This window comes from Herbaspirillum sp. Sphag64 (assembly GCF_014192645.1).
In the GTDB taxonomy this organism is placed as follows: Bacteria; Pseudomonadota; Gammaproteobacteria; order Burkholderiales; family Burkholderiaceae_D; genus Herbaspirillum.
Window position 1 is genome coordinate 834620 of sequence record NZ_JACHYE010000001.1, and the last position, 24635, is coordinate 859254.

A 24635-nucleotide genomic window follows, 5' to 3' on the forward strand; every position below is an offset into this window, starting at 1 on the left:
GACTATGAGCATGGCAAACGAAACCCAATCCACCCGTCCCGTGCCATCGAACAACGCCGACCAGATGGGATCGCGCTTCATTGAAGCGGGATTGCTGACGGCAGCACAGGTTGAGCGCGTCGTTGAGTTACAAAAAGTCGGCAACCTGCGTTTTGGCGAAGCCGCTGTCCGTCTGGGACTGCTGACCGAGCAAAATGTCCAGATGGTGCTGTCAGAACAGTTCAACTACGCAACCGCGCTGGTGCCTTCTGACAGTCTCGACAAATCGCTCGACATTGCACTATCGCCGTTTGGTATCGAAGCCGAGGCAATCCGTCAGATCCGTGCTGAACTATCGATCCGCCTGAGTCAACAGGAAAAGATCTCGCTGGCGATCGTCAGTGCGGTCGAAGGCGAAGGCAAAAGTTATCTGGCAGCCAGTCTGGCACTGGCGTTCTCCCAGATGGGTAAGCGCACGCTACTGATCGACGCCAATATGCGCTCGCCCACACAGCACTTACTGTTTGGTCTGGAAAACAAGACCGGACTATCCACCATTCTGGCAGGCCGTACCGCCGTATCGGCAGGCTCACTGGCCGAGGGATTTCCGCATCTGCGGGTACTCAATGCCGGTCCCCAGCCGCCAAATCCACTCGAAATCCTGCTTCAGCCTGCGTTGAGCAAGCTGATGCAAGAGTTGGCAGATGACTTCGATGTATTCATCGTGGACACTCCAGCGGCGCAAGTCTCTTCGGATGCGCAAACCATCGCGCAACAGGCTGGCATGTGCCTGCTGGTGGCGCGTCAACACCACTCCGATCTGGCAGCCCTGCGTACTACAGAAGCACAGATGAAGACTTCGGGTACCCAGATCATCGGCACCGTCTACAACGCATTCGCTGAAAAAGAACAGCTCGACCCGAATGCCGGCAAGCTCAAGAAATACTGGCAGCGTCTACGCAAATGGCTGAGCAATCCTCCCCGCTATTGAACAGCGGCAACGCTGACAAGGCAGACAGCGCCATCAGTACCGGCGGCACCGACAATTCCGACAGTACACAACGGTCCGGGGGCGAAGGGAGCAGCAGGCGATTGCTGACGCATTCACTGGCGTCCCTGCTGGATCAGGTACTGCTCAGCGGCCTCAATTTCAGTATCGGCCTGACCTTGATCCGGATGGCCAGCAAGACTACCTACGGTTTGTATTCGCAACTGTTTGTAGCCGGTATTTTCACGGCCGCAGTCATTGAAGCCTTGATTACCGATCCGCTGACAACCATTGTCTCCGGTGAACCGGGCCCGCTGCGCGCGCGCCTTTATTCGCTGCTGCTGCGGTTTCAGTGGCAGCTCAGTATCACGCTGGCGTTGCTGTGCGGGGTCGCCAGCGCGATCCTGGCACGCTTTACCGGCATTGATGTCGATCCGCTCTGGCTGGGGTTGAGTTTCGCACTGTACGTCTTCAGCAATGCCCAACGTGAATACCATCGCAGCATCAGCTTCATTGAAGCCTTGCCCCTGCGCGTGCTGCGCACTGATCTGGTGTATGCGCTGGTGGTTGCCGGGGCTGGCGCGCTGTTGTTACTCACGCATACGCTAAGTGTACCGGCACTGTTTGCGGTCATGGGAGTCGCCAATATTGCTGGCATGTGGGGCACCACGCAACAGCATGATGCCGGTATCCGCACGCTGCGTGCCACCCAGCCGGCATTGTGGCGCAGCGAATATCGTGGTGCTGTCGGTGCGGTACTGCTGCGCGGGCGCTGGGCCTTGCCGGGCGCACTGGTCGCATGGGCCACCAACTACAGCTATCTGTACCTGGCGGCATTGAGTCTGGGGGTTGCTGCGACTGCTGATCTGAACGCTTCACGTTTGCTGCTGACACCGATCTCGCTATCAGTACTGGCCTGGTCCCGTGTGGCCCGGCCGTTAGTGACGCGTTTGCTGGCAGCGCGCGACTGGAAACATCTGGACCGACTGGCATGGGCTTCGGTCGCTGGCATCGAAGTGGTAACTCTCGGCTATGTGGTGGTGCTGTGGCTGATGCTACCCTGGCTGGAAGCCCACATACTGGGCAGCAAATATCATGGACTGGAGCCACTGGTACTGGCCTGGGGTGGCTACTTTGCGATCAACGCTGCGCGCTGGATCGGTTCCTCCTGGCTCACCAGTAACGATCAATACAAATTGCTGCTCATTAGTGGCGTCGCCTGTTTGCTGGTCATGCTGGTCGCCACCGCCATGTTGATCCCGCTGTTTGGCAGCTGGGGCGCCATCCTGGCGCTGATCGTGGTCGAAGTGTTTGATCTGGTGCTGATCTGGTTCATCTTTCTGCCCATGCTCAGAAGGAAACCCGTATGAGCCAGCCAATGGATATCAGCATCTGCATCTGCACCTTTCGCCGGCCGCTGCTACTGGATCAGTTACTGCACGCCTTGCGTCTGCAGGCGCGTGGCGAACTGCGCATCGAAGTCATCGTGGTCGATAACGACCCCCAGGCATCGGCTTTACCGGTACTCACACGCTGGCAGTCACAACTACCAGTGACCTTGCGTCATTACCATCAAGCCATCCCCAATATTGCCGAGACCCGCAACCTGGCTGTGCAGCAGGCGCAGGGGCAATGGGTGCTGTTCATTGATGACGACGAAGCGCCTGATGCCGACTGGATTCTCAAGATCGTCGCGGCGCAAGAACGCTATCAGGCCGATGTCGTCTTTGCGCCTGTACTGCCACGTTATCGCGCTGATACGCCGGACTGGATCCGTGCCGGTGATTTCTTCAACCGACCACGTTACCTGACAGGCACCGTGATCGGTATCAGCGATGCACGTACCGGAAATGTGCTGATCCGCCGCCAGTCATTGCTAGCCATCCCTGGGCCGTTTGATGCTGCCTTTGGCCGCAGCGGTGCCGAGGACACCATGCTGTTTCGCGACATGCTGGCCAATGGTGCACGCTTTGTCTGGTGCGATGAGGCCACCGTCAGCGAGGAAGTCCCCGCCGAACGTGCCAAGCTGAGTTGGTTGCTACGGCGCTCCTATCGCCTGGGACAAACCTATATGCGCTCCGAGCTGGTGCGTCTTGCGACGCTGCCACGACTGCTGCGCGCCACCCAACTGGGGTTGCGCGCCCTGCTACAACTCGTCGTGGCGGCACTGCTGAGCCTGCTGCTGTTGCCCGTTTCCCGCATCAAGGCAATCCGCTGGCTGCGCACGACGCTGGCACAGTGCGGCAAATTAAGCGCACTGCTTGGTCACCGTTACCATGAATACGGTCACTGACATGCGCCACTCAGCCAATCAGATCACCACCAGTCGTACCGACAGCTTGCTGGTCAGGCTGCTGGTGTTCATCAGCATCCTGTTCGCCTTGTTGCCCTCCGGCTTGCGCTGGGGCGACCCGGACCCCAACGCCAATTATTCACAAGGATCGCTGGTCGTTCAGCTGCAGTTCGGCTCTGTATTCCTGCTCGGTGCCTGGCTGGCATGGCGCAACTTCGGCTGGAGTCTGAGCCATGCCCGACGCCTCAATCCGTTTCTGCTGGTACTGATCGGCTACTGCTTCCTCAGTACGATCTGGTCGCCCTACCCGGTGGTGACCATCAAACACAGTATCCAGTTGATCGGTCTGGTAGTGGTCGGGATTGCCGTTGCACCACCAGTCGGTGGCAAGCAAGAGATGTTACGCACCTTGCTGGTGACGTTGATGCTGTTGCTGGTCATTTCAATGCCGGTCTCATTGCTCATTCCCAGTATCGGCGTGGACTACGAGCTTGGCGGAGCCTGGCAAGGCATTCTGCCGCAGAAAAACGCCATGGGTGCGATCTCTGGTCTGTGCGTCATGCTCTGGCTGAAAGAAGGCAATAATAATGCCATTCCGCGCGTGATTTGCCTGTTTGCCATCCTGTTTAGTGCGTTCATGCTGGTGATGGCCAAGAGCAGCACGGCGATCCTGGTGACGGTGATGGGCTCGGCGTTTTATCTGCTGCTGCGGCGACGGATTCTGGCGGGTGAATCGGACGGCATTCGTATGCTGCTGATCGCCTTCATCGCAGTGCTGACCTGCCTGCACTTCTTTTATGTGTTCGAGGCGCGTCTGCCAGATCCGGATGAAGTCATCGCACCGATCACAGCCTTGTTTCACAAGGGTACCGACCTCACAGGCCGTACCGACATCTGGTATCTGGTTCTACAGGAAATCGCGCGCCACCCGCTGCAAGGGATCGGCTACGGTGCTTTCTGGATGGGCCAGGGCAGCCCTTCTCAATTCATTATCGATGCCTTGCACTGGGTCCCGCTGCAGGCGCATAACGGCTATCTCGATATCGTCAATGAACTGGGACTGATCGGTTTGTCCATAGTGATACTGATCTTCGCCTGGCATATCTGGCAACTGGCCCGACTGATCCGCGTGGATCGGGAAGAGGCGGCGATCCATTGGGCCATCTTCCTGCTCATCGCCATCAGTAACACCTCAGAGAGCGAACTGTTCCGTGGGCTCATGTTCCAGAACATGTTCTTCATCTATTCGTCGACACAGATCTCGGCACGGTTGAATCTGGCCCGCCTGGAGCGACTGCAAGCCCCCCCGGTAGCTGCCAATGCGGTCACAGATGCAGCCACCACAGACAAGGCACTGCCATGAGACTAACCAGATTTGTGCTCTCTCGTGCGCTGCTGGTGGCAGCCTGCTGGCAAGCTGTTGCCTGCGATCTGGCGGCACAACCAATGATTATGCAAAATGCGCCACGGCCAGCAGCAGACTTTACCCGTGACGATGGCGGCGTGCAGTACTTCAACTTTGCCATCGACGAAGACAAGCTCGCTGGCGCACCAGATCGCTCTTCCCTGAATCAGCCGCTGGATGCCGCCGCCCGCCTGTTCGTCAAGGATGGACACTTCTACCGTGTCGGGCCTGATCATCGGCCGAACTCCGGCGACGACAGCCGGGTACGTCTGTATGGCGTCAACCTGACCTTTGCCGCCAACTTTCCCTCGGCTGCCGATGCCGAGCGCCTCGCGCTGCGCTTGCGCAAGGCGGGAATCAATGCAGTTCGACTGCATCATCTGGACTCCAGTCCCGATACTCAGAACGATCCGCCACGCAGCGTTCTCACCCCGGGCCCCTACCCCAGCTTCAATCCAGTGGCACTGGCGCGTCTGCGCAACCTGATCAATGCCCTGAGCCACCAAGGGATTTACGTCGACCTGAATCTGCATGTCGGCTATCGCTTCCGTCCGCTGGAAGACCGTCTGCCGCCACTTGATGGTAAAGCCGAGGCGACCGCACTGGGAGCGCCGGTCCATGTCTACACCGCGCGCATGGTGACACTGCAGGAAGACTATGCCCGGCAACTGATCCGCGCGCTTGGCCTGAAGGACAACCCGGCGCTGGCGATGGTGGAGATCAATAACGAATCGTCCCTGCTCGACGCCTGGCAGCATCAGCAATGGAAGCAGGCGGTACCGCTTGCCTATGCACCAGAACTGAAGCGGCAATGGCAGCAATGGCTGGTCAAGCGCTACGGCTCGACCGCCAAGGCCTGCGCCAGCTGGAAGTTGTGCGACGATGATGCGAACGCCAATCCCGAAATTCCGCTGCTGTCGCCGTTGGATGGATCGCAGATCCATCATTGGAAAGAGCAGGTGCAGGGCAAGTTGCGTAGCCTCAGCGATCACCTGTTCGGGCCCGATGACCCGGGCGATCTGATTGGCGGCGGTAAAGCCTTGCGGGTGCGTGATTTTCTGCTGTTTCTGGCCGATACCGACCGCGCCTATTTCAAGCGGATGCGACAAGTGGTGCAGTCCGAGACCGATACGCTGGTACCTGTGACCGGCACCCAGATGAGTAGTGGCGGCGTACTCAACTACGATTCGCAGGCGGACATGGATTACGTCGACGAGCACTACTATGTCGATCATCCTGATTTCCCCGGTGTCGACTGGGACGATAACGACTGGCGCATCCACAACAGTGCAATCAGTGGCGGCGAGCTCAAGGGCTTGCAGGCGCTCGCCTTGCTGCGCGATGTGCGGCGACCTTTCGTGGTGAGCGAATACAACCAGCCCTTCCCGAACCAGCAGGACAGCGAAATCCTCCCGCTCATGGCCACGCTGGCAGCGCAACAGGATTGGGATGGGTTGTTCCTGTTTGACTATCTCGATGGCAATACTTGGGCCGCCACCCCAGGCGAATTCGCGCTCAGCGGAGACTGGTCGAAATACGCTGCCATTGGCCAAAGTGCCATGCTGTTCCGTCAGGCATTGGTGGCACCGCTACCAGCACAATTACGCATTCCGCTGGCGGCGCAAACGCGTCAGGCCATTGCCATGCGTGGCTTCGGCGCGTATGAAACCCATCTCGCGGTGCACCTCGGCGTGACCCCGGAGCTGTCCACACAGGCGCGGCTAGGGATCGATCTCAGTGGCCAGAGCACCCTACCGATACAAAAGAATCCTGCCAAGACCGACGCGAAGCGCACGCTACGCTCGCCCAACGGCGAGTTTGAGTTCCAGCCACAACAACGGCTTATCTTCCTGCGCACGCCACAAGTCCGTGGTGTCTTCGGATTCTTGATGAACCGTCGCGTCGGGGACGATCAGCTGGCAGTCGAACTGCTGGGCAAAAACCGTGGTTTCAGCAGTATTGTGCTGACCGCGCTGGATCAGCGTCCCTTGTCACAGTCACGCCAGATCCTGATTTCTGCGGCCAGTATGGTGACCGGTACCCAACCAGGATCGAAGCCCCTGCGCCCCAAGAATCTGGTGCACTACAAGAATCAGTCGGACTGGTGGACACTGGAGCCGAATGCTGGCGCAGATAACAAACCTTCCGGTAGCCGCACCGCGCTGGGGCCGGTTTGGATGGAGCGCAATCAGGCCCGCATCAGCCTGCGCACACAAGCCCGGCACCTGACGGTCTATCCGCTCGATGGTCGCGGACAACGCCTGCCAGCCCTCGATGGTGCGCATGTCGTGCTGCGCAATGGCGTCGTCACTATCGAGATTCAAACAGATCTGGCGCACACCAGCCCGTGGTACGAGGCGGTGGCCGATGAGTAATAAGTCACTTGCACGTTGGCAAAGACTGGGCCGCACGCTATTGCTGGCGCTGGCAGGATTCATGTTTGGCGCACTCTGGACCACGCCAGTGCACGCGAGTGCAGAATATTCGCTGCAGACCGGCGTCAGCTGGTATCGCTTCAGTAACCCGTTTCAGTATCCGGACGGCGTATCCAGCCCGCTCAACACTAATGGTTCCGCCTGGTCGGACGATTTGCGCGGCGCACTGTTTCTGCCACTGCCAACCGAGCGCAGCAGCCTGCAAGTGACCGGGATGGTCTCGCAGATGCGCTATAACGCGCCCTACAACAACTACACCGACCAACTCAGCACCAGCGGCTCCTACAATCTGGACAGACCGATCAAGCAGATAGAGGCAACCTATAACTGGGAGTTCAGTGATCTGCTGCGCGGTAGCGTCACACATCGGATTGATGACAGGCTGTTCAGCTATCTGGGAGGGGAAATTGTCCCCAACATTGATTCGGTACCGCCCAATGTCTCCAATGTTGAGCCGGAATACCCGCACATCCGTGAAGACACGGTGGAAGTCGCCTATCGCGTCAACAATCACCTCGACCTGCCACTGACCTGGGTCGAGCAAACCCTCAGCTATACGCTTCCGGGCCGGGCCGAGCTGCTCAACATGAACAGTAACGCGCTGCAGGCGGCAGTGCGCTATAACGCCAGTACCAACTCGAACTTCCAGTTTGGCGTGCGCCGCAACAAGGTCAATTTCCCTGGTCGTACCGCATCCGATATCAGCCAGTATGACTCCGGTTATACCGATACCGAATACTTTAGCGACATCGATTGGCTGGTGACCTCCGATACCTTGTTGAAGGTCCACTTTGGGCGGGTCTCACGGCAGTTCGACACGCTGACCGCCAACAACAGTACTCTGCCGTCAACGGAAGTGGGAATGATCTGGAATTTTTCACCAAAGACCACCTTCATTACGCGACTCTGGCATCATCCGCAACCGAATGACGAAGCGGATAACTTTCTCTATGTCATGAGTCGTGGTACGGAGACCATTGCCACCTGGCAGCCCACGCCGAAGACACGTCTGTCGGCGACGGCATCGGTGGAACTGGATAGCACGCAGGGCTTCCCGGGCAGCAATGCCGGCAATGTACTAACCAATGGTACCGACCGGACCAAGCGACTGAGTCTGCGCTACGACTACAACATGACGCGCAATCTGAACCTGCGCATCGATGCCACACGCGAGGTGACCGACACTAATCCCGGTACCCCTGCGACCTATCACGGCAATATGCTGCGCATCAGCCTGAGCTATTCCTTCGACAATCTTGGCGGCACCGTTGATCGTACCAATCCGCTTGGCTTCAATCGTGCGCATCAGCAAATCGAGACCATGCGCTCTGAGTAAGCACAGCTTGGGCTATCATGATGATTCTGATCGTTGCCATATCGCCGCCGGCGTCGCCTGAAATCTCATGACCGAATCCGTTTCCCGACTCTCCCTGCGTATCAGCAGACGCCTGTCACAGCACGCGTTCAAACAGAACCTGCGCCTGCAGGGATCCAACGGCGTGGTCTGCTTCACCTTTGACGATGCACCCGCGTCGGCCTGCCAGACCGGTGCCCGCATACTGGAACAGGCCGGCGCACGCGGCACCTTCTATATCGCCGGTGGCCTGACCGGCCACAGTGAGCAAGGTAAGCCATGCCATACCGAAGCCGATCTGCGCCGTCTGCTGACAGCGGGACATGAGCTGGGCTGTCATAGTTTTTCGCACGTGCGCTGCGATACCTTGACAGCAAAGGCACTGCAGGACGAGCTGGACAAAAATGCGGCGTTTCTGGCGCAACTGGGTGTGGATACCCGACGACTCAATTTTGCCTACCCTTTTGGCGCCTATGCCTATCAGGCCAAACGCATCGGTCGTGCACGCTTTCGCTCCAGCCGGGTGACCGGTGGCGGGCTGGAATCCGGACAGGTCGACCTCAACGCCCTCAAGACCCATCGCCTTTACAATGTGCCGGTCGATACCGATAGTGTCGAAACGCTCATCAGCCGGGCGGCACAGGAACAGGGCTGGCTGATTATCAACACCCATGATGTGGAAGACACCCCGAGTCGCTACGGCATCTCACCGGCGCGTCTGGAACAGGTCGTGGCAGCCGCCCTCGCAGCCGGCTGCAAGCTCATGACCATGAACGCGGCAATCGATTACTGGCAACAACAGGAAGATGCAGGCACCGATTAGCCTTCCCTTACTGGGCAGTGATCGGCGCCCGTCCGCGCAGTCGTCTGACCAGATTGCGCAGTCTGGTATTGGCTCGCAACCCGGCATATAGGTCCTGCCAGCGTTGATTGACGGCGACTGCCATCTTGCCGCGTCGGGTGACGCCATGTTGGCCGCCATAGAGCATCAGCGTGTGATCTGCCCATTGCTGCTTGAACGATTCATCACCGACGGTCAGATCGAATATCTTGAGCCCAGTCGCGATGCTGTGTTTAAGCACCGCATCGAGTAACTGGCGACCGACTGCATAACGGGTCCAGTCGCCATCCTGATAGGCTGGCATCAGCCAGTAAAAGCGCTTGCCATAGCGCAGCCCCCAATGCGTAGCCACCAATTGTTCGTCTACGTATAAGCCTGACAACACCACGCTACCGCCCGTGATGCCCTGTGCTGCCAACGTCTGATAAAAGTCCAGATAGCCGGGTTCGCGAAAGATATCCCGCGCCTGTGTTTCGCGCCAGCGGCGTGACTTCTGGCGCGCCATCGTCGCCACCACTTCGGCGCGCTGTGCACCGACAGCATCGATCTCGACGCGTACCTTGCCGATGGCTTCCAGATTGCGCAAGCGACGACGGGTATCGGCAAACATTTTGGCGCTACGGCTTTTCTGAAATTCGGCATAGGTATCCGGCAACGTCGCAGCATGTGCCTGCTCGTTGGCCTCGATACCCGGCAGCAAACTGAATGGATTGCAGATATTTTCAATCGTGGCCGGCATACGTCGGCTACGAAACAGATCCACCTGCAACAGCGACAGTAAGGCCGTCCACAGGCTGCCAAATAGTGTTGTCGGAAAATCAGAGGCAATCAGGGGCGCACGATAGTCGGTAAGTTCACCACCGAGAAAATCCAGCCTGCGCAAGCCAACGATGCGGCGGATCCCCAATGGCAACAGCAGACGAATACGCCCATCGCCATCGCGCAGCACGACAATGCGCACCTGCCAGCCTTGCCGCTGCCCCAGATGCTGCTGCCAGCAAGCCAGCCATTCATAGGTCTGAAACGCGTATCCCTGACACTGTTGGCGGGCTTCCTGCCAGCAGGCTTGTGCTGCCTCACATGTGGTGTAAATGGCGATACTGGCATCCTCTCCGAGACTCGCACAGGCTGACGGCAACAGGTCACGCAGCGCGATGCGGGAAACAGACAGGTGCTTCATAGGATTGCTAATTACGCCACCAGCTGCACCGACTTCAATAGGCATGACGATCCTTCAATACGATCAGAACGGTGCGCAAAATGATGCGGAAGTCGAGCGCCAATGACCAGTGACGGATGTAGTAGAGATCAAACTCGATGCGCCGCTGCATCTTTTCCAGGGTATCGGTCTGACCGCGCAAGCCGTTGATCTGGGCCCAGCCGGTGATCCCGGGCTTGACCATGTGACGCAGCATGTAACCCTTGACCTGTTTGCGATACAGCTCATTATGCTCAACCGCATGCGGACGCGGACCAACGATACTCATGGAGCCTTGCAATACATTGAAAAACTGCGGCAACTCATCCAGTGAGGTGCGCCGGATCAGGCGGCCAAACCAGGTCACGCGCGGATCATCAACGGTCGCCTGCACGACCTCACCATCGATCGACGGCGGCTGTTGGCGCATTGAACGGAACTTCGAGACCATGATCTGCTGTCCTCCAACGCCATAACGCATCTGACGGAACAGGACCGGCCCTGGCGACGACAGTTTGACGCCGGCGGCAATGGCCAGCATCAGCGGACTCAGCAGCAGCAAGATCAACGCCGACAGGACAATGTCAACAAAGCGCTTGAGAAAGCGCGTCACGCCAAGAAAGGGGGTTTCATAGGCCACCAGCACCGGCGTACTGGCCAACTCGGCGTATTGGATATGACCAAGACCAAACAGGGTCGAATCCGGCACAAAATAGACCGATGCCACCGAATCATGCAAAGCGTCAACGACCGGTGCAATGTCGCTGGAGCGGGCTTGCAACAAGCCGACAAAGACCATATCGACCTTGTTGTTCTCGAACCACTCAATCGCATCGATGAGACGTCCCAGCCGTGGCAGTTCCAGTCCCATACGGTCGCTCGTCTGGCGGTTGTCGAAGTAACCAAGTGGCGTAATACCGAAGATGGGCGAGGTCTGAAAAGACTCGGACAAACGTTGCGCATCTTCACTAAAGCCGACAAAGACCGCCGTACGACGCTGCCCTTTGGCAGTATTCATGCGCAACACCAACCAACGGCACAGCAATGACGTCAGCGTCAGCGTAAACGGTGTGCACAGCAGCCACAGCATCATCACCACACGGGAAAACTCGGCAGCCGACTTGGTCAGATAGAGTGCCAACACGACGACAAAAAAGATACCGCTCCAGAGCCGCACAATGGCTGGAAAGTCATGCAGTGTGATCGCCCGGTTATCGATCGTATAGCGACGCGCATCGCTAAACACAATGAAACTGGCGATACCTGCAACTGCCGCCACAAAATTAAAGGTGGTGAATTCCGCAAATTGATACAAAGCGACGCATAACTCCAGCGTCAGCAAAATGGTCAACGCATACACAGCCCCGACCAATGGCCCCAGCCAGGCGGTTTGATGATTGCGTTTATCAGAATAAAAGCCCACTGCTGCCATCCTTCACGTTGATCTGGTTGATCTTGTTACTGTTGTTACGACTGCGGCCTGTGCGATCACGACTGTCGCTTCTATCGTTTCTGTCGCTCACGGCGCCACATGCCAATAAAACGCGAACCCTGAATGATATAGCGGCGCCATAGGCGGCGTGGCTCGGAGAGCAGCCGCCAGAGCCACTCCAGTCCCGACTTCTGCATCCACAGCGGGGCCCGCAGCTTGAAGCCCAGCGCAAACTCCATGGCAGCACCAACGCACATGACCACACCGGCGTCGATCTGCTCACGCAGCAGCAAGGCCCATCGCTCCTGCTTGGGCATGCCGAGACAGACAAAGACGATGCCAGGACGACTGGCATTGACGCGTCGCAAGGCTTCCAGGCCTTCTTCACCAAGCGGATCAAACTGCATCGAAGGGCAATACAGCTCAACCGACAGGCCCGGATAAACGCGCTCAAACGCCGCCGTTAACATGGCTTCCTGTCCCGGCATGCCGCCGATCACAAAGATTGGCAAGCCCTGCCCGGCACATGCTCGCGCCAGTAGCACAAACAGATCCGAACCCGTCACCCGTTCTGGCAACCGCACCGTGTTACCACGACTGGCCCAGACCAGAGGCATGCCATCGGCAAAGATGTAATCTGCCTGGCAATACAACTGCTGAAAGGCCGGGTCCGCATCAAGCCGCACCAGATGATCAACATTCGGTGTCACCACCACCGCTGGCGGCCCGCTGCGAGCTGCAGCATGGGCTAACAATTGCGCGCACGCCTGCGCCTGCGTGGTCGCACTGATATCGAGACCAAACAGTCTGGTGGTCGTAAAAACCTTGTTTTTGCTCATCCGATCGAGGCTCCCGATGTGACAAAAAATGGCGACATTCGGGCAAATGCAGTTAGAATTAATGCGGTAGCATTTTAACAATATTGCAGTTTATATCTCGAATATTTACCAATTTCCCGATTTTAAAAAATTGCAGTTGACTCGCGCTGATTTGTGCTGATTCGTGCTGCTACAGGATGCCCAGCGTAAGGTATCCCAACAAGAACACAAGGATGTGACATGCAAGACCAGCAGCATCAGCCATTACAGCCCGTCGCGGCACCACCGGCTGTGAACCCGCGCATTGTGCCGCTGGTGGTGATTTCGCCGGTGCGCGACGAGGCCAAGTATTTGCGACTGACCATGGACTCCATGGTGGCCCAGACCTGCCGTCCGGTTGAATGGATACTGGTTGACGACGGCTCTGAAGATGAAACCGCCGATATCGTGCGTGAGTATGCTGAGAAATATGCGTTCATTCGCCTCGTTCCCCGTCAGAACCGAGGCTTCCGCAAGCTGGGAGGTGGTGTCGTTGCGGCCTTCAATTTTGGTCTCGAACACGTCACCCACAAGGATTACCAATATATCGCCAAACTCGATGGCGACATGTCATTTGGCCCTCTGTATCTGGAACGCATGCTGGCCAGGCTGGACGCTGATCCCAAGCTGGCTGCTGCCTCCGGCAAGGTCTATCGTCACGAGGACGGCCGCTACATTGAAGAGAGCCACATGGAGCAACAGGTGGCTGGCCAGTTCAAGCTCTACAAGCGGGTTGCCTTTGAGGATATTGGCGGATTCGTACAGCATTTGTCGTGGGACGGGATTGACGTCCACACTGCCTGGATGAAGGGCTGGGAGACGTTCTGCTACTACGATGCGCATGCCTGGCTGTGGCATCACCGCATCATGGGATCGTCAGACAAGCACATCTACGAAGGACGGCTGCGCTGGGGGCGCGGTAACTGGTATATGGGTTACCACCCGTTATATGCGATCGCCACCGGCATCAATCGCATGCGTGACAAGCCGGTCATCATCGGCGGCCTGCTGATGATTTTCAGCTACTTCTGGTCTGCACTGCGCGGCTTGCCACGCTATGACAATCCTGAATTCCGACGCTACCTGCGGCAATGGCAGATGACACGCCTGAAAAATTTCGTGCTACGCAAAAAATAAATCATTCCAAGGATCCTATGGTCATGCTCGCGGCACTGCCGGTCGACACCCAGTTTGACATTTGTGTGATGGGAGCCGGCCCGGTCGGGCTGACGCTGGCGCTGGAGGCGGCCGCACAGGGGCTGCAGGTACTGGTACTGGAGGCCGGCACGCAACAACCCAGCCCGACCAGCATGGCAGACGTGCAGGCCGAGATTGCCGATCCAAAGACGCATGCGCCATTAGCATTGGCCACCAACCGCGCCTTCGGCGGCAACGCATGGCTATGGGGTGGTCGTTGCGTGCCATTTGAGGCGATTGATTTTGAGGCACGCGCCTACGTGCCGCATTCTGGCTGGCCACTCACGCTGGCCGAAATCACACCGTGGTATGCCAAGGCCGCAGAGTATCTTGATTGTGGTCATGCCCAGTTCCGCGATGAGGCGCCCAGCTGGAGTGAACTTCATGCGGGACCGGTTGCGCTGTCCCAGCTGGAGCGCTGGGCCCGCCAACCGAAGCTGGCACCGCGACTGGGTGAGCGCGCCTTGGGCCACCCTCATATTCACTTCCTGTTTGACGCGACGGTCACCGGGATATCACTGACACAAGACGGTGCCGCCGAGGGGCAGGTTACGGCATTGCAGGTGCATCACCGGCCAGCCCAGCAACAGCAACCTCAACAGCCGCCATTGATGGTACAGGCGCGTCATTACGTACTGGCCGGTGGTGCCCTGGAAATTACCCGCCTGCTGCTACTCACGCAGCAACGTCATCCCGAATTACCCACCCTGTTCGGCGGCGCAGAAGGACCTCTGGGTCGCTATTACATGGGGCACATTTTCGGTAGCATTGCCAGTATCGTGCTGAAGCAGCCACAGGATTTTGATGATCTGGATTTCACCCGTGACAGCAGTGATACCTATGTACGCCGCCGCTTCACGCTATCGGAACTGGTGCAACGCGAGCAAGGTCTGCTTAACACCTCCTTCTTTGCCGATAACCCACCGTTCTACGATGCACGCCATCGCAACCCGACCTTGTCGCTGGTCTTTCTGGCACTGGCCATCCCGGCAATCGGACGGCGCATGCTGTCCGAGGCGATCCGTCTGATGCATCTGGGACCACCGCCCCATCGCTATGGTGCGCATATCCTCAACGTGCTGCGGCGTCCCTGGGCGGCAGCCACTGATGTGCTGACCATCCTGCGTCTGCGTTATCTGTCATCGGTACGCAAGCCGGGCTTTGTGTTGCGCAATCAGGGCGGTACTTATGCGCTCAAATACCACGCCGAACAGATTCCCAATCCTGATAGCCGCGTGACCCTGGGTTCCGAACGCGATGCACTGGGCGTTCCGCGCCTGCGCATCGATTTCCGATACCTGCCGGAAGATGCACAATCGGTGCTCAAGACCCATACGGTATTGGATCAGGCCTTGCGTGCCAGCGGTAAAGGCACGGTTGATTATCACCGCGCCCCTGAACAACGTATGCAACATGTGATGGAGCAGGCGACCGATGGCTTCCACCAGATCGGTCTGACCCGCATGCATGCCGATCCAACGTTAGGTGTGGTTGATAGTCACTGTCGCGTACATGGCATCGGCAACCTCTACATCGCCTCCAGCAGCGTCTTCCCGACGGCAGGTGAGGCCAATCCGACCTTCCTTGCCGCCGCACTGGCAGCACGTTTAGCCGCGCATCTGGTCCAGCTTGGCGATGCCCCTGCAGACAAAACCGAGCTGCCGGTCAAAGCCACAGCGTAAGCTGCGTCTGCCAGCTCAGTGCGGGTTACCTATGTTGCGTAAGCACCGCGTCAGATAAACGGCTTGCGCGTCGTAACTGGCCATCTTGTCGCACAGGCGTTGGTCTATCCCGGCGTAATCATCAAAACCACGCTCACGCCAGTAGCCTTGCGACTGATTGACGGCCGTCAGTGCCAGACTGTCAAACCCGTGGGCCTGCGCCTGCCGCACCAACAAGTCGACCAACGCGATACCCAGCCCTGCACCGCGAGTGGCCTGAGTCAACGCCAGATCGTGCAGATACAGACAGTCTGACTTGGGATTACATCGGTGGAGCAAGGTATCAAGCGCTGGTGGCTGACCCAGTACCGCAGGGTGTGCAATGGCATAACCATGCAATTGAAATTGATCACGGTCGTCGGCAACTACCCAGCACGTCGCTGGCGATAACACCAGCCGCTCCGCAAAGACTTCGGGTGACTCGGGATAGTCAGGATGCACAATTGCAGCAATGGCGTTCACCTGATGCAGGTCTTGCTGGTGCATGGCGCGCCAATGCAATGTGGCATGGGTAGTCATTACGTTTTATGGATTGATCGTGTGATCCAGACAAAAAGAGCCGCCTCAGGCAGCTCTTTGATTACAGACAGCATCTACACTACTCAAAGACCGACAGGTTACGGCTTGAGCAAATGGAGAATATCGATCAGCTCGGCCCGCAAGGCTTCAATCTCGGCAGCACCGAGCGCAATTTCCGGCACTTGCTCCACCACGGCTTCGGCTGCAGCATCATTGCCATGCGCATGGCCGTCAAGCTTGTTGCGTGCACCGCTGATAGTGAAGCCCTGTTCATAGAGCAGCTCACGGATACGACGGATCAGCAGCACCTCATGATGCTGATAATAGCGTCGGTTGCCGCGTCGCTTGACTGGCTTGAGCTGGGTAAATTCCTGCTCCCAATAGCGCAACACGTGCGGCTTGACGCCACACAGCTCACTGACCTCACCGATGGTGAAATAGCGTTTGGCAGGAATGGGCGGCAACACGATCACCGCCGCTTGTTTGACACGTTCGTTCATTGATTAATGATTACACGGCGAGAGAAAATGGTTGCGCATCAACGCCTTCCACCATTTCCTTGAGTTTTTGACTGGCATGAAAAGTCACCACGCGCCGTGCGGTGATCGGAATTTCTTCTCCGGTTTTGGGATTGCGGCCAGGACGTTGGGGTTTGTCACGCAACTGGAAATTACCGAAGCCGGACAATTTGACCGACTCGCCGCGTTCCAGCGCATTGCGGATTTCATCAAAGAAAGTTTCCACCATATCCTTGGCTTCACGCTTGTTCAGACCCACCTGCTCGAACAACAGCTCGGCAAGTTCAGCCTTGGTCAGCGTAGGGAGATTTTTTTCAGCCTGCGAACGCACTTGCGACTCGAGTACCGCACGCTCCAGATCAGCATCCAGTACCGATTGAAATTCGCTTGAATTCACATTGTTCATGACGATAAATTTGCCAGTTTTTTTTTTGCGTTTTTTTCGGGGGTGAAAGACCAAACAAGACCTTGAGTTTGCCAGATTCTGCATCGGCAGAATCTGACGCCAAGACCTTGTCAAGCACGCAATTTCGCAGCAACTTTACTGGTTGCAGCAGCAATCACGGCGCTGATTGCAGCGTCGACTTTATCGTCCTGGAGTGTGTTCTGAGTATCTTGCAAGGTGAAGCGGAAAGCAAGGCTTTTTTCGTCGCTTTCCAGACCCTTGCCATGATATTCATCAAATAAAACAATGGCTTGGACGATCTCACAAACGGCATTAGCCTGCTTCTCGGCAGCAAAGATATCGAACAATTCTTGCGCCTGCACTGACTGCTTTACGACCAATGCCAGGTCACGGGTAACGGCTGGGAATTTCGAAATTTCCGCGTAATGTGGTACCTCGCGGTGTTGCAGAGCAAGCGCATCCACTTCGAACACCACCGGCGCCAGCGGCAGGTCATATTTTTGCTGCAGGCGTGGATGCAATTCACCGATAAAACCGATGTTCTTGCCATCCAGTTCGATCTGCGCTGAACGTCCCGGATGCAACGCTGGATGATCGATGCGCACAAAGCGCAAAGTGCGTGGCGCAAACAAGGCTTCCAGATCTGCCTTAACGTCGAAAAAGTCAACATTGCGCGATTCCAGGCTCCATTGCTCATCGGCGACCGGACCATAGGCCAGTGCGGCAACACGCTTGGGTTGGTGGTAACCGGCGACTTCCAGCGGACCATCCTGCACTTGCGCATCGCGGTGGAACACAGCACCAACTTCAAACACGCGCACGCGGTTAGCCTTGCGGTTGATGTTGTAACGCACGTTGGCAACCAGACTACCGATCAGTGACGAGCGCATCACGTTCATCTGGCTGGCGATCGGGTTGAGCAACTTGATCGGGGCTTGATTGCCGGCAAAGTCAGCTTCCCAGGCAGTCTCGACAAAGCTGAAATTAACCACTTCCTGATAATCCAGGTCGGCCAGCTGGTGACGCACGGCAAACAATGAACGCACGTTTTCCGGCGCAATGCGCATGGCACTGGCAGCCACTGGCGGCAAGGCTGGAATGTTTTCAAAACCGTAGACGCGGGCAACCTCTTCAATCAGATCTTCCTCGATCTCGATATCGAAACGATAAGACGGTGGCGTCACGGAGAACAAACCCGGTTCCTGCGTAAATTGCAGACCAAGGCGAGTAAATACGTTAGCGACCAGTGCGTCATCCACGGCTACACCGATCACCTTGGCCGCACGCGCGGTGCGCAGCTTGACTGGTTCACGCTTGGGCAGATTGACGATCTGGTCATCAACTGGACCGATCTTGGTATCAGGCGTACCGCAGATTTCAATCAGCAAGGCAGTGATGCGCTCGATATGCTCGACCACGGTCGCGAAATCCACGCCACGCTCAAAGCGGTGCGCCGCATCGGTCGAGAAATTATAGCGACGGGCACGGCCCTGAATCGCCTGCGGGAACCAGAATGCGGCTTCCAGATAGATGTTGGTGGTATCGAGCGAGACCGATGTGGCGTCACCGCCCATGATACCGGCCAGCGATTCGAGTTCCTTGTCGTCAGCGATCACGCCAACCCATTCATCGACTTCAACGGTATTCCCGTTGAGCAGCTTGATCTGTTCGCCCTTCTTGCCCCAGCGCACATCCAGACTGCCGTGAATCTTGTCCAGATCAAACACATGCGACGGACGTCCCAGCTCCAGCATGACGTAATTGGAAATATCTACCAGTGCCGAAATCGGACGCTGACCACTGCGCTCCAGACGCTGCTTCATCCATTGTGGCGTGGCTGCCTTGGCGTTGAGTCCGCGAATGACGCGACCAGCAAAGCGACCGCACAGGTCTGGCGCCGAAATTTTGACAGGCAGTTTTTCGTCAAGGTTGACCGCGACGGTCTGGAAAGTTGGTTGCTTCAACGGCGTATCGGTCAGTGCCGACACTTCACGCGCCACACCCAGCACCGACAGACAGTCAGCCTTGTTGGGTGTGAGCTTGATAGTGAACTTGAGATCGTTGAGCAGGAAGTAATCGCGGAAGTTTTGTCCCACTGGTGCATCATCGGGCAATTCCAGCAAGCCGCCGTGATCTTCCGACAGCTTCAATTCACGTGCCGAGCACAACATGCCTTGCGATTCAACACCGCGCAACTGTCCAACCTTGATCTCAAACGGCTTGCCATCCGCACCAGGCGGCAGCACCGCACCAGCCATGGCGCAAGGCACCTTCATGCCGACGCGCACGTTCGGCGCACCGCACACGATATTGAGGATGGTGCCGGTCTTGACATCGACCTGACAGACATTGAGGCGATCCGCATTGGGATGCTTGACCACTTCCAGCACTTCACCGACGACGACGTTGGAGAATGGCGGCGCGACCGCTTCCACTTCTTCCACTTCCAGGCCCGACATTGTCAGCAGATGCGACAACTCATCCGAAGTCATCTTCGGATTGACCATGGTACGTAACCAGTTTTCAGAGAATTGCATGATTCCAACCTTCAGCTAGGGTGAGGACGCGGCGAGCGTTCTGCACAGTTAACTTGTCAGCCGCTGCAGCACACGATGGCGCCTGCAGCGGGCATTACATTGTTCAATTGAATTGTTTCAGGAAGCGCAAATCGCCTTCGTAAAACAGACGCAGATCGTTGATGCCATAACGCAGCATGGTCAGACGTTCAAGACCGGAGCCAAACGCAAAACCGATGTACTGCTCAGGATCCAGACCCATGTTGCGCACCACCGTCGGATGCACCTGACCAGCACCGGAGACTTCCAGCCAGCGGCCTTTGAGCGGGCCACTACCAAAGGCGATATCGATTTCTGCCGATGGTTCGGTGAACGGGAAATACGAAGGACGGAAACGCACCTGCAAATCATCGGTTTCAAAGAAAGCCTTGACGAAATTGAGGTACACGCCCTTGAGGTCGGCGAAACTGATGTCTTCGGCGATCCACAAACCTTCGACCTGATGGAACATCGGCGAGTGCGTGGCATCGCTGTCGACGCGATAGGTACGACCGGGAGCGATGACCTTGATTGGCGGCTTGTTCATCCGTGCATAGCGCACCTGCATCGGGCTGGTATGAGTACGCAGCAGCAGTGGCTTGCCCTGAGTATCGTTACCTTCGATGTAGAAAGTATCCTGCATGGAACGGGCTGGATGATTTTCCGGGCTGTTGAGTGCCGAGAAATTGGTCCAGTCGGTTTCGATCTCAGGACCGTCGGCGACATCAAAGCCGATCGAGCGAAAGATCTCTTCGACGCGCTGCCACGAGCGCATCACAGGGTGAACACCACCCTTGCCACGACCGCGACCGGGCAACGTGACATCAATCGCTTCGGCATTCAGACGCGCCTGCATCTGGGCATTGGCCAATGCATCACGGCGCGCAGTCAGCGCGTTCTCGATCTGCTCCTTGGCGGCATTGATGACGGCACCTTGCGCCTTGCGCTCGTCCGGTGCCAGTTTGCCCAGGCCTTTCATCTGCTCAGTGATCTGACCAGTCTTGCCAAGATATTTGGCCTTGGCGTTTTCCAGTGCGGCGGCGTCAGCAGCGCCAGCGAAGTCGGCCTGAGCCTGTGCAACGAGTTGGTCTAGGGGATTCATGCGGTAAGTCTCGCTCCAATCAGAAATCTAAGAACCCGCTTCGGGTTCTGACGACGAAGTCGAAAAGAAGAAAACAGTGAAGATCAAAAACAAGACGGGGCACAGGTATTTCAACCTCTGCCCCGCAGGATTTGCTGCCACCATCAGTACGCACTCAGCGCACCAGTAGTGGCTGCAGCAACAACGCGAATTACTTGGCGATGTTTGCCTTGACCTGATTGACAATCGCAGCGAACGCTGGCTTGTCAGTCACAGCCATATCGGCCAGAACCTTACGGTCCAGTTCGATCGAGGCACGCTTCAGGCCGTTCATGAACACGCTGTAGGTAACGCCATGCTCACGAGCAGCAGCGTTGATACGAGCGATCCACAGTGCGCGGAATACGCGCTTCTTGTTGCGACGGTCACGGTAAGCGTATTGACCAGCGCGCATGACTGCTTGCTTGGCAATACGGTAGACGGTGCTGCGGCGACCACGATAACCCTTAGCTTGGGCTAAGACTTTTTTATGACGGGCACGTGCTGTTACCCCACGTTTAACTCTAGGCATAGTAGCTCCTTAGTGTGAGGTTAAGCGAACGGCAGCATTGCACGAACTGATGTCAGGTTAGTCTCATGGACTCCCACTGCACCGCGCAATTGACGTTTGTTCTTGGTGGTTTTCTTGGTCAGGATGTGACGTTTGAACGCTTGACCGCGTTTAACAGTACCGCCTGGACGGACGCGGAAGCGCTTTTTGGCGCTGCTTTTCGTCTTCATTTTTGGCATAACACTATCTGTCCTTGTGGACAGCTCCATTTTTTGATGATTGCAGGTGGTAGCAAAACGCTACTCTTTGATGCCTGCTCTCACTTATTGGCAACAGCTTGCGCTGCTGCTTTTGCAACAAGTCCCAACTGCAGACTTGCCGGCAAAAACATCGGCCTGACGTTACCGCCAGGCCGGTATTCACAGGCACCAGACAAGGCCGGCACACTGTGTGAAAAAGTAGGAATTACTTCTTCTTTTTCGGTGCCAGAACCATGATCATCTGGCGACCTTCCATCTTTGGAAACTGCTCCACCTGACCAAATGGCTCGAGGTCGGCTTTCAAGCGCTCCAGCACGCGCATCCCAATTTCCTGGTGGGCCATCTCACGACCGCGGAAACGCAGTGTGATCTTGGTTTTATCCCCTTCTTCCAGGAACTTGGTCAAATTGCGCAACTTAATGTTGTAATCGCCGTCATCGGTACCAGGACGGAATTTAACTTCCTTAACCTGAATGACCTTTTGCTTCAGCTTGGCTTCATGAGCTTTTTTCTGCTCCTGATACTTAAACTTGCCATAATCCATCAAGCGCGCTACCGGAGGTTGCGCAGTTGGTGCGATTTCCACCAGATCCACGTTCGCCTCTTCCGCCAGACGGAATGCCTCTGCCAAACTGACGATGCCTAGCGGCTCGTTATTGACCCCGGATAAACGCAGTTCAGGTGCTGTAATTTCACCATTAATGCGATGCGACTTATCAGTAGCTATTGCAGTTTCCTTTTAACGTCCAATAAATTAAGCCGTGCTCTTGCGCTGGAAGATGCCTCCAGGCATCTTTAGGCTTTGGTGTCGACCTCAGTTTTGAGGCGCTCCACCAACACGTCGATAGGCATCACACCCAGGTCGACATTGCCCCGCGCACGCACGGCCACTGTATTTGTATCACGCTCTTTATCACCGACTACGAGAATGTAAGGCGGCTTCTGTAGAGAATGCTGCCGTATTTTATAGGTAATCTTCTCGTTACGCAAATCGGTCTCTACTCTAAACCCTTGTTTTTTCAGCGTTTGCGCAACGTTTTTGACATATTCAGATTGCGCATCGGAAATATTCAGGATCACCACCTGAGTCGGCGCCAGCCACAATGGCATCGCACCAGCGTGGTTTTCGATCAAAATCGCGATAAAACGCTCGAGCGAACCAACGATAGCCCGGTGCAACATCACTGGTACCTTGCGATCATTGTCTTCTGTGACATATTCCGCACCCAGACGTGCTGGCATCGAGAAGTCGACCTGCATGGTGCCACATTGCCAGGAGCGGCCAATCGAATCCTTCAGATGATATTCGATCTTCGGACCATAAAAGGCACCTTCGCCCGGCAACTCTTCCCATTCGCTACCGGAGGCACGAATCGCTTCCCGCAGGGCATTTTCAGCCTTATCCCAGACCGCTTCTTCGCCGATACGCTTTTCCGGACGCAGCGCCAACTTGACGGCCACGTCAGTAAAGCCAAAGTGGGTATACACCTCGCGCACCACTTTGTTAAAAGCGGCGACCTCTTCCTGCACCTGATCTTCCGTACAGAAAATGTGACCATCATCCTGGGTAAAGCCGCGCACCCGCATCATGCCGTGCAACGCGCCAGAAGGCTCATTGCGGTGGCACTGACCAAATTCACCATAACGCAATGGCAAATCGCGATAGCTATGCAGACCGGAGTTGAAAATCTGAATATGACCCGGGCAATTCATCGGCTTCAGGGCATAAGCGCGATTTTCAGACTCGGTGGTGAACATGTTTTCACGATAATTCTCCCAGTGACCGGTCTTCTCCCACAACGAACGATCCAGAATCTGCGGCGCCTTGACTTCCTGATACCCATTGTCTTGATACACGCGGCGCATGTACTGCTCCACCTGCTGCCAGATCGACCAACCCTTGGGATGCCAGAAAATCAGGCCAGGTGCTTCGTCCTGAAAATGGAAGAAATCCAGCGCACGGCCAAGCTTGCGGTGATCGCGCTTTTCCGCCTCTTCCAACATGAGCAGGTAATTTTCCTGATCTTCCTTCTTGGCCCAGGCAGTGCCGTAGACACGCTGCAACATCTCGTTCTTGGAGTCGCCGCGCCAGTAGGCACCAGCCAGCTTCATCAGCTTGAACACCTTCAGCTTGCCAGTGGACGGTACGTGTGGACCGCGACACAGATCGGTGAAACCACCCTCTGTATAGAGAGACACATCCTGATCCTGCGGAATCGATTCAATGATTTCCGCCTTATAGGCTTCACCGATGGATTTGAAATAAGCAACCGCCTCATCACGCGGCAAGACCTTGCGTGTGACCGGCTCATCCTTCTTGGCCAGCTCTGCCATCTTCTTTTCGATCGCCGCCAGATCCTCAGGCGTGAAAGGACGCTTGTAGGAAAAGTCATAGTAAAAACCATTATCGATCACCGGACCGATGGTGACCTGCGCATCCGGGAACAACTCCTTGACGGCATAGGCCAGCAAGTGGGCGGTCGAGTGACGGATCACTTCCAGACCATCCGCATCCTTGTCGGTCACAATGGCCAGATCGGCATCGCGCTCGATCAGAAAAGACGTATCGACCAGCTTGCCATCAACCTTGCCGGCCAAGGCTGCTTTGGCCAAGCCCGCGCCAATATTGGCCGCAACCTGCGCCACTGTGACAGGCGCATCGAACTGGCGTTGCGAACCATCGGGAAGACGAACTGAAACCATTTTTAACTCCCTGCCGTCAGGACTAGGCCGAACGGATCAAATAAATAAAATGAAATACGAGATGAAATACAAGACGGAAAATGCGGACGAAAAAAAACGCGGACTAGCCGCGCTTTTTCAAAAGACGAAAAAGAACCCGACTAGCGTCGCGTAACAAGCGCGGTGGTAGTTCGCGGTGTCATAACCAGGATGCCTTTCTCGCTCTTACAGATGTGAGGGTAATGCTTGAATCGCGTTAAATTGACGCCATTGCGCCAAATAGAGCCAGAATTATATCAAATTAATGTGAGGTTGCCGATACCAGAGCAGATTCGCGATGCCCGATCCTATCTGGAAAGTGGCA

At 56.5% G+C, this 24635-nt stretch carries 21 protein-coding genes; 9 read left to right on the plus strand and 12 right to left on the minus strand.

Going from position 1 to position 24635, the window contains the following annotated elements:
* The first annotated feature begins 10 nt into the window (after window positions 1-10).
* The 7 genes from FHW66_RS03775 to FHW66_RS03805 all read left to right on the plus strand — a co-directional run bounded on the left by FHW66_RS03775 (window position 11) and on the right by FHW66_RS03805 (window position 9277).
* Window positions 11-970 (plus strand): polysaccharide biosynthesis tyrosine autokinase, encoded by a 960-nt coding sequence (locus tag FHW66_RS03775; protein WP_255458793.1) that lies wholly within the window; start codon window positions 11-13, stop codon window positions 968-970.
* Window positions 943-2337 carry a lipopolysaccharide biosynthesis protein gene (locus FHW66_RS03780; protein ID WP_255458794.1) on the plus strand — a complete coding sequence of 465 codons (1395 nt, stop codon included), beginning with the start codon at window positions 943-945 and terminating at the stop codon, window positions 2335-2337. Before FHW66_RS03775 ends, FHW66_RS03780 begins: the two co-directional genes overlap by 28 nt.
* Window positions 2334-3260 (plus strand): glycosyltransferase family A protein, encoded by a 927-nt coding sequence (locus FHW66_RS03785; RefSeq protein WP_183378371.1) that lies wholly within the window; start codon window positions 2334-2336, stop codon window positions 3258-3260. The genes FHW66_RS03780 and FHW66_RS03785 overlap by 4 nt, the downstream gene beginning before the upstream one ends.
* Window positions 3244-4623, plus strand: a complete 1380-nt coding sequence (locus FHW66_RS03790) for an O-antigen ligase (RefSeq protein WP_255458796.1) — start codon at window positions 3244-3246, stop codon at window positions 4621-4623. The genes FHW66_RS03785 and FHW66_RS03790 overlap by 17 nt, the downstream gene beginning before the upstream one ends.
* Window positions 4620-7040 carry a capsular biosynthesis protein gene (locus FHW66_RS03795; RefSeq protein WP_183378372.1) on the plus strand — a complete coding sequence of 807 codons (2421 nt, stop codon included), beginning with the start codon at window positions 4620-4622 and terminating at the stop codon, window positions 7038-7040. The genes FHW66_RS03790 and FHW66_RS03795 overlap by 4 nt, the downstream gene beginning before the upstream one ends.
* A complete protein-coding gene (locus tag FHW66_RS03800; RefSeq protein WP_183378373.1) occupies window positions 7033-8436 on the plus strand; it encodes a hypothetical protein in 1404 nt (467 codons plus the stop codon). The genes FHW66_RS03795 and FHW66_RS03800 overlap by 8 nt, the downstream gene beginning before the upstream one ends.
* A gap of 67 nt (window positions 8437-8503) precedes the next feature.
* The gene (locus tag FHW66_RS03805) at window positions 8504-9277 is read left to right on the plus strand and encodes a polysaccharide deacetylase family protein (protein WP_183378374.1); all 774 of its coding nucleotides are present in this window, start codon (window positions 8504-8506) and stop codon (window positions 9275-9277) included.
* A 7-nt stretch (window positions 9278-9284) separates the two neighbouring features.
* On the opposite strand, the gene FHW66_RS03810 is transcribed toward FHW66_RS03805, so the two are convergent.
* From FHW66_RS03810 to FHW66_RS03820, 3 genes are all read right to left on the minus strand, one after another.
* On the minus strand, window positions 9285-10520 hold the full coding sequence (locus FHW66_RS03810) for a GNAT family N-acetyltransferase (protein WP_183378375.1): 1236 nt from the start codon (window positions 10518-10520) through the stop codon (window positions 9285-9287).
* Window positions 10510-11916 (minus strand): undecaprenyl-phosphate glucose phosphotransferase, encoded by a 1407-nt coding sequence (locus FHW66_RS03815; RefSeq protein WP_370543395.1) that lies wholly within the window; start codon window positions 11914-11916, stop codon window positions 10510-10512. The genes FHW66_RS03810 and FHW66_RS03815 overlap by 11 nt, the downstream gene beginning before the upstream one ends.
* Before the next feature lie 80 nt (window positions 11917-11996).
* A complete protein-coding gene (locus FHW66_RS03820; RefSeq protein WP_183378377.1) occupies window positions 11997-12764 on the minus strand; it encodes a WecB/TagA/CpsF family glycosyltransferase in 768 nt (255 codons plus the stop codon).
* A gap of 219 nt (window positions 12765-12983) precedes the next feature.
* Between FHW66_RS03820 and FHW66_RS03825 the strand changes: the two genes are divergently transcribed.
* Together FHW66_RS03825 and FHW66_RS03830 are read left to right on the plus strand one after the other, a co-directional pair.
* On the plus strand, window positions 12984-13919 hold the full coding sequence (locus tag FHW66_RS03825) for a glycosyltransferase family 2 protein (protein ID WP_183378378.1): 936 nt from the start codon (window positions 12984-12986) through the stop codon (window positions 13917-13919).
* Between the two features lie 23 nt (window positions 13920-13942).
* Window positions 13943-15661, plus strand: a complete 1719-nt coding sequence (locus FHW66_RS03830; protein ID WP_221196893.1) for an FAD-dependent oxidoreductase — start codon at window positions 13943-13945, stop codon at window positions 15659-15661.
* A 15-nt stretch (window positions 15662-15676) separates the two neighbouring features.
* Here FHW66_RS03830 and FHW66_RS03835 read toward each other — a convergent pair whose 3' ends face one another.
* The 9 genes from FHW66_RS03835 to thrS all read right to left on the minus strand — a co-directional run bounded on the left by FHW66_RS03835 (window position 15677) and on the right by thrS (window position 24292).
* Window positions 15677-16219 carry a GNAT family N-acetyltransferase gene (locus tag FHW66_RS03835; RefSeq protein ID WP_183378380.1) on the minus strand — a complete coding sequence of 181 codons (543 nt, stop codon included), beginning with the start codon at window positions 16217-16219 and terminating at the stop codon, window positions 15677-15679.
* Between the two features lie 98 nt (window positions 16220-16317).
* Entirely contained in the window at window positions 16318-16719 is a 402-nt protein-coding gene (locus FHW66_RS03840; protein ID WP_183378381.1) for a MerR family transcriptional regulator, read from the minus strand.
* A gap of 10 nt (window positions 16720-16729) precedes the next feature.
* Entirely contained in the window at window positions 16730-17143 is a 414-nt protein-coding gene (locus FHW66_RS03845) for an integration host factor subunit alpha (RefSeq protein WP_183378382.1), read from the minus strand.
* Window positions 17144-17253: 110 nt separating this feature from the next.
* Complete coding sequence (gene pheT, locus FHW66_RS03850; RefSeq protein ID WP_183378383.1) at window positions 17254-19680, minus strand: phenylalanine--tRNA ligase subunit beta; 2427 nt, start codon at window positions 19678-19680, stop codon at window positions 17254-17256.
* 103 nt (window positions 19681-19783) lie between these two features.
* Window positions 19784-20800 (minus strand): phenylalanine--tRNA ligase subunit alpha, encoded by a 1017-nt coding sequence (gene pheS, locus FHW66_RS03855; RefSeq protein ID WP_183378384.1) that lies wholly within the window; start codon window positions 20798-20800, stop codon window positions 19784-19786.
* A 190-nt stretch (window positions 20801-20990) separates the two neighbouring features.
* Window positions 20991-21350: a 50S ribosomal protein L20 gene (rplT, locus tag FHW66_RS03860; protein WP_007882754.1), complete on the minus strand. Its 360-nt coding sequence runs from the start codon at window positions 21348-21350 to the stop codon at window positions 20991-20993.
* A 20-nt stretch (window positions 21351-21370) separates the two neighbouring features.
* Window positions 21371-21568, minus strand: coding sequence for a 50S ribosomal protein L35 (gene rpmI, locus FHW66_RS03865; protein WP_034291984.1), 198 nt, complete (start codon window positions 21566-21568; stop codon window positions 21371-21373).
* A 226-nt stretch (window positions 21569-21794) separates the two neighbouring features.
* Window positions 21795-22316: a translation initiation factor IF-3 gene (gene infC, locus FHW66_RS03870; protein WP_183378658.1), complete on the minus strand. Its 522-nt coding sequence runs from the start codon at window positions 22314-22316 to the stop codon at window positions 21795-21797.
* A gap of 68 nt (window positions 22317-22384) precedes the next feature.
* Entirely contained in the window at window positions 22385-24292 is a 1908-nt protein-coding gene (thrS, locus tag FHW66_RS03875; protein WP_183378385.1) for a threonine--tRNA ligase, read from the minus strand.
* Window positions 24293-24635: the final 343 nt, after the last annotated feature.

Excerpts from the sequence above, each read along its gene's own strand:
- FHW66_RS03820 (WP_183378377.1), bottom strand. The coding sequence starts at position 12,764 with ATGAGCAAAAACAAGGTTTTTACGACCACCAGACTGTTTGGTCTCGAT.
- FHW66_RS03835 (WP_183378380.1), bottom strand. The coding sequence starts at position 16,219 with ATGACTACCCATGCCACATTGCATTGGCGCGCCATGCACCAGCAAGAC.
- FHW66_RS03825 (WP_183378378.1), top strand. The coding sequence starts at position 12,984 with ATGCAAGACCAGCAGCATCAGCCATTACAGCCCGTCGCGGCACCACCG.
- FHW66_RS03830 (WP_221196893.1), top strand. The coding sequence starts at position 13,943 with ATGCTCGCGGCACTGCCGGTCGACACCCAGTTTGACATTTGTGTGATG.
- FHW66_RS03795 (WP_183378372.1), top strand. The coding sequence starts at position 4,620 with ATGAGACTAACCAGATTTGTGCTCTCTCGTGCGCTGCTGGTGGCAGCC.
- FHW66_RS03780 (WP_255458794.1), top strand. The coding sequence starts at position 943 with ATGGCTGAGCAATCCTCCCCGCTATTGAACAGCGGCAACGCTGACAAG.
- FHW66_RS03805 (WP_183378374.1), top strand. The coding sequence starts at position 8,504 with ATGACCGAATCCGTTTCCCGACTCTCCCTGCGTATCAGCAGACGCCTG.
- pheT (WP_183378383.1), bottom strand. The coding sequence starts at position 19,680 with ATGCAATTCTCTGAAAACTGGTTACGTACCATGGTCAATCCGAAGATG.
- FHW66_RS03840 (WP_183378381.1), bottom strand. The coding sequence starts at position 16,719 with ATGAACGAACGTGTCAAACAAGCGGCGGTGATCGTGTTGCCGCCCATT.
- rplT (WP_007882754.1), bottom strand. The coding sequence starts at position 21,350 with ATGCCTAGAGTTAAACGTGGGGTAACAGCACGTGCCCGTCATAAAAAA.
- FHW66_RS03845 (WP_183378382.1), bottom strand. The coding sequence starts at position 17,143 with ATGAACAATGTGAATTCAAGCGAATTTCAATCGGTACTGGATGCTGAT.
- pheS (WP_183378384.1), bottom strand. The coding sequence starts at position 20,800 with ATGAATCCCCTAGACCAACTCGTTGCACAGGCTCAGGCCGACTTCGCT.
- FHW66_RS03800 (WP_183378373.1), top strand. The coding sequence starts at position 7,033 with ATGAGTAATAAGTCACTTGCACGTTGGCAAAGACTGGGCCGCACGCTA.
- FHW66_RS03775 (WP_255458793.1), top strand. The coding sequence starts at position 11 with ATGGCAAACGAAACCCAATCCACCCGTCCCGTGCCATCGAACAACGCC.
- FHW66_RS03810 (WP_183378375.1), bottom strand. The coding sequence starts at position 10,520 with ATGCCTATTGAAGTCGGTGCAGCTGGTGGCGTAATTAGCAATCCTATG.
- FHW66_RS03790 (WP_255458796.1), top strand. The coding sequence starts at position 3,244 with ATGAATACGGTCACTGACATGCGCCACTCAGCCAATCAGATCACCACC.
- rpmI (WP_034291984.1), bottom strand. The coding sequence starts at position 21,568 with ATGCCAAAAATGAAGACGAAAAGCAGCGCCAAAAAGCGCTTCCGCGTC.
- thrS (WP_183378385.1), bottom strand. The coding sequence starts at position 24,292 with ATGGTTTCAGTTCGTCTTCCCGATGGTTCGCAACGCCAGTTCGATGCG.
- FHW66_RS03785 (WP_183378371.1), top strand. The coding sequence starts at position 2,334 with ATGAGCCAGCCAATGGATATCAGCATCTGCATCTGCACCTTTCGCCGG.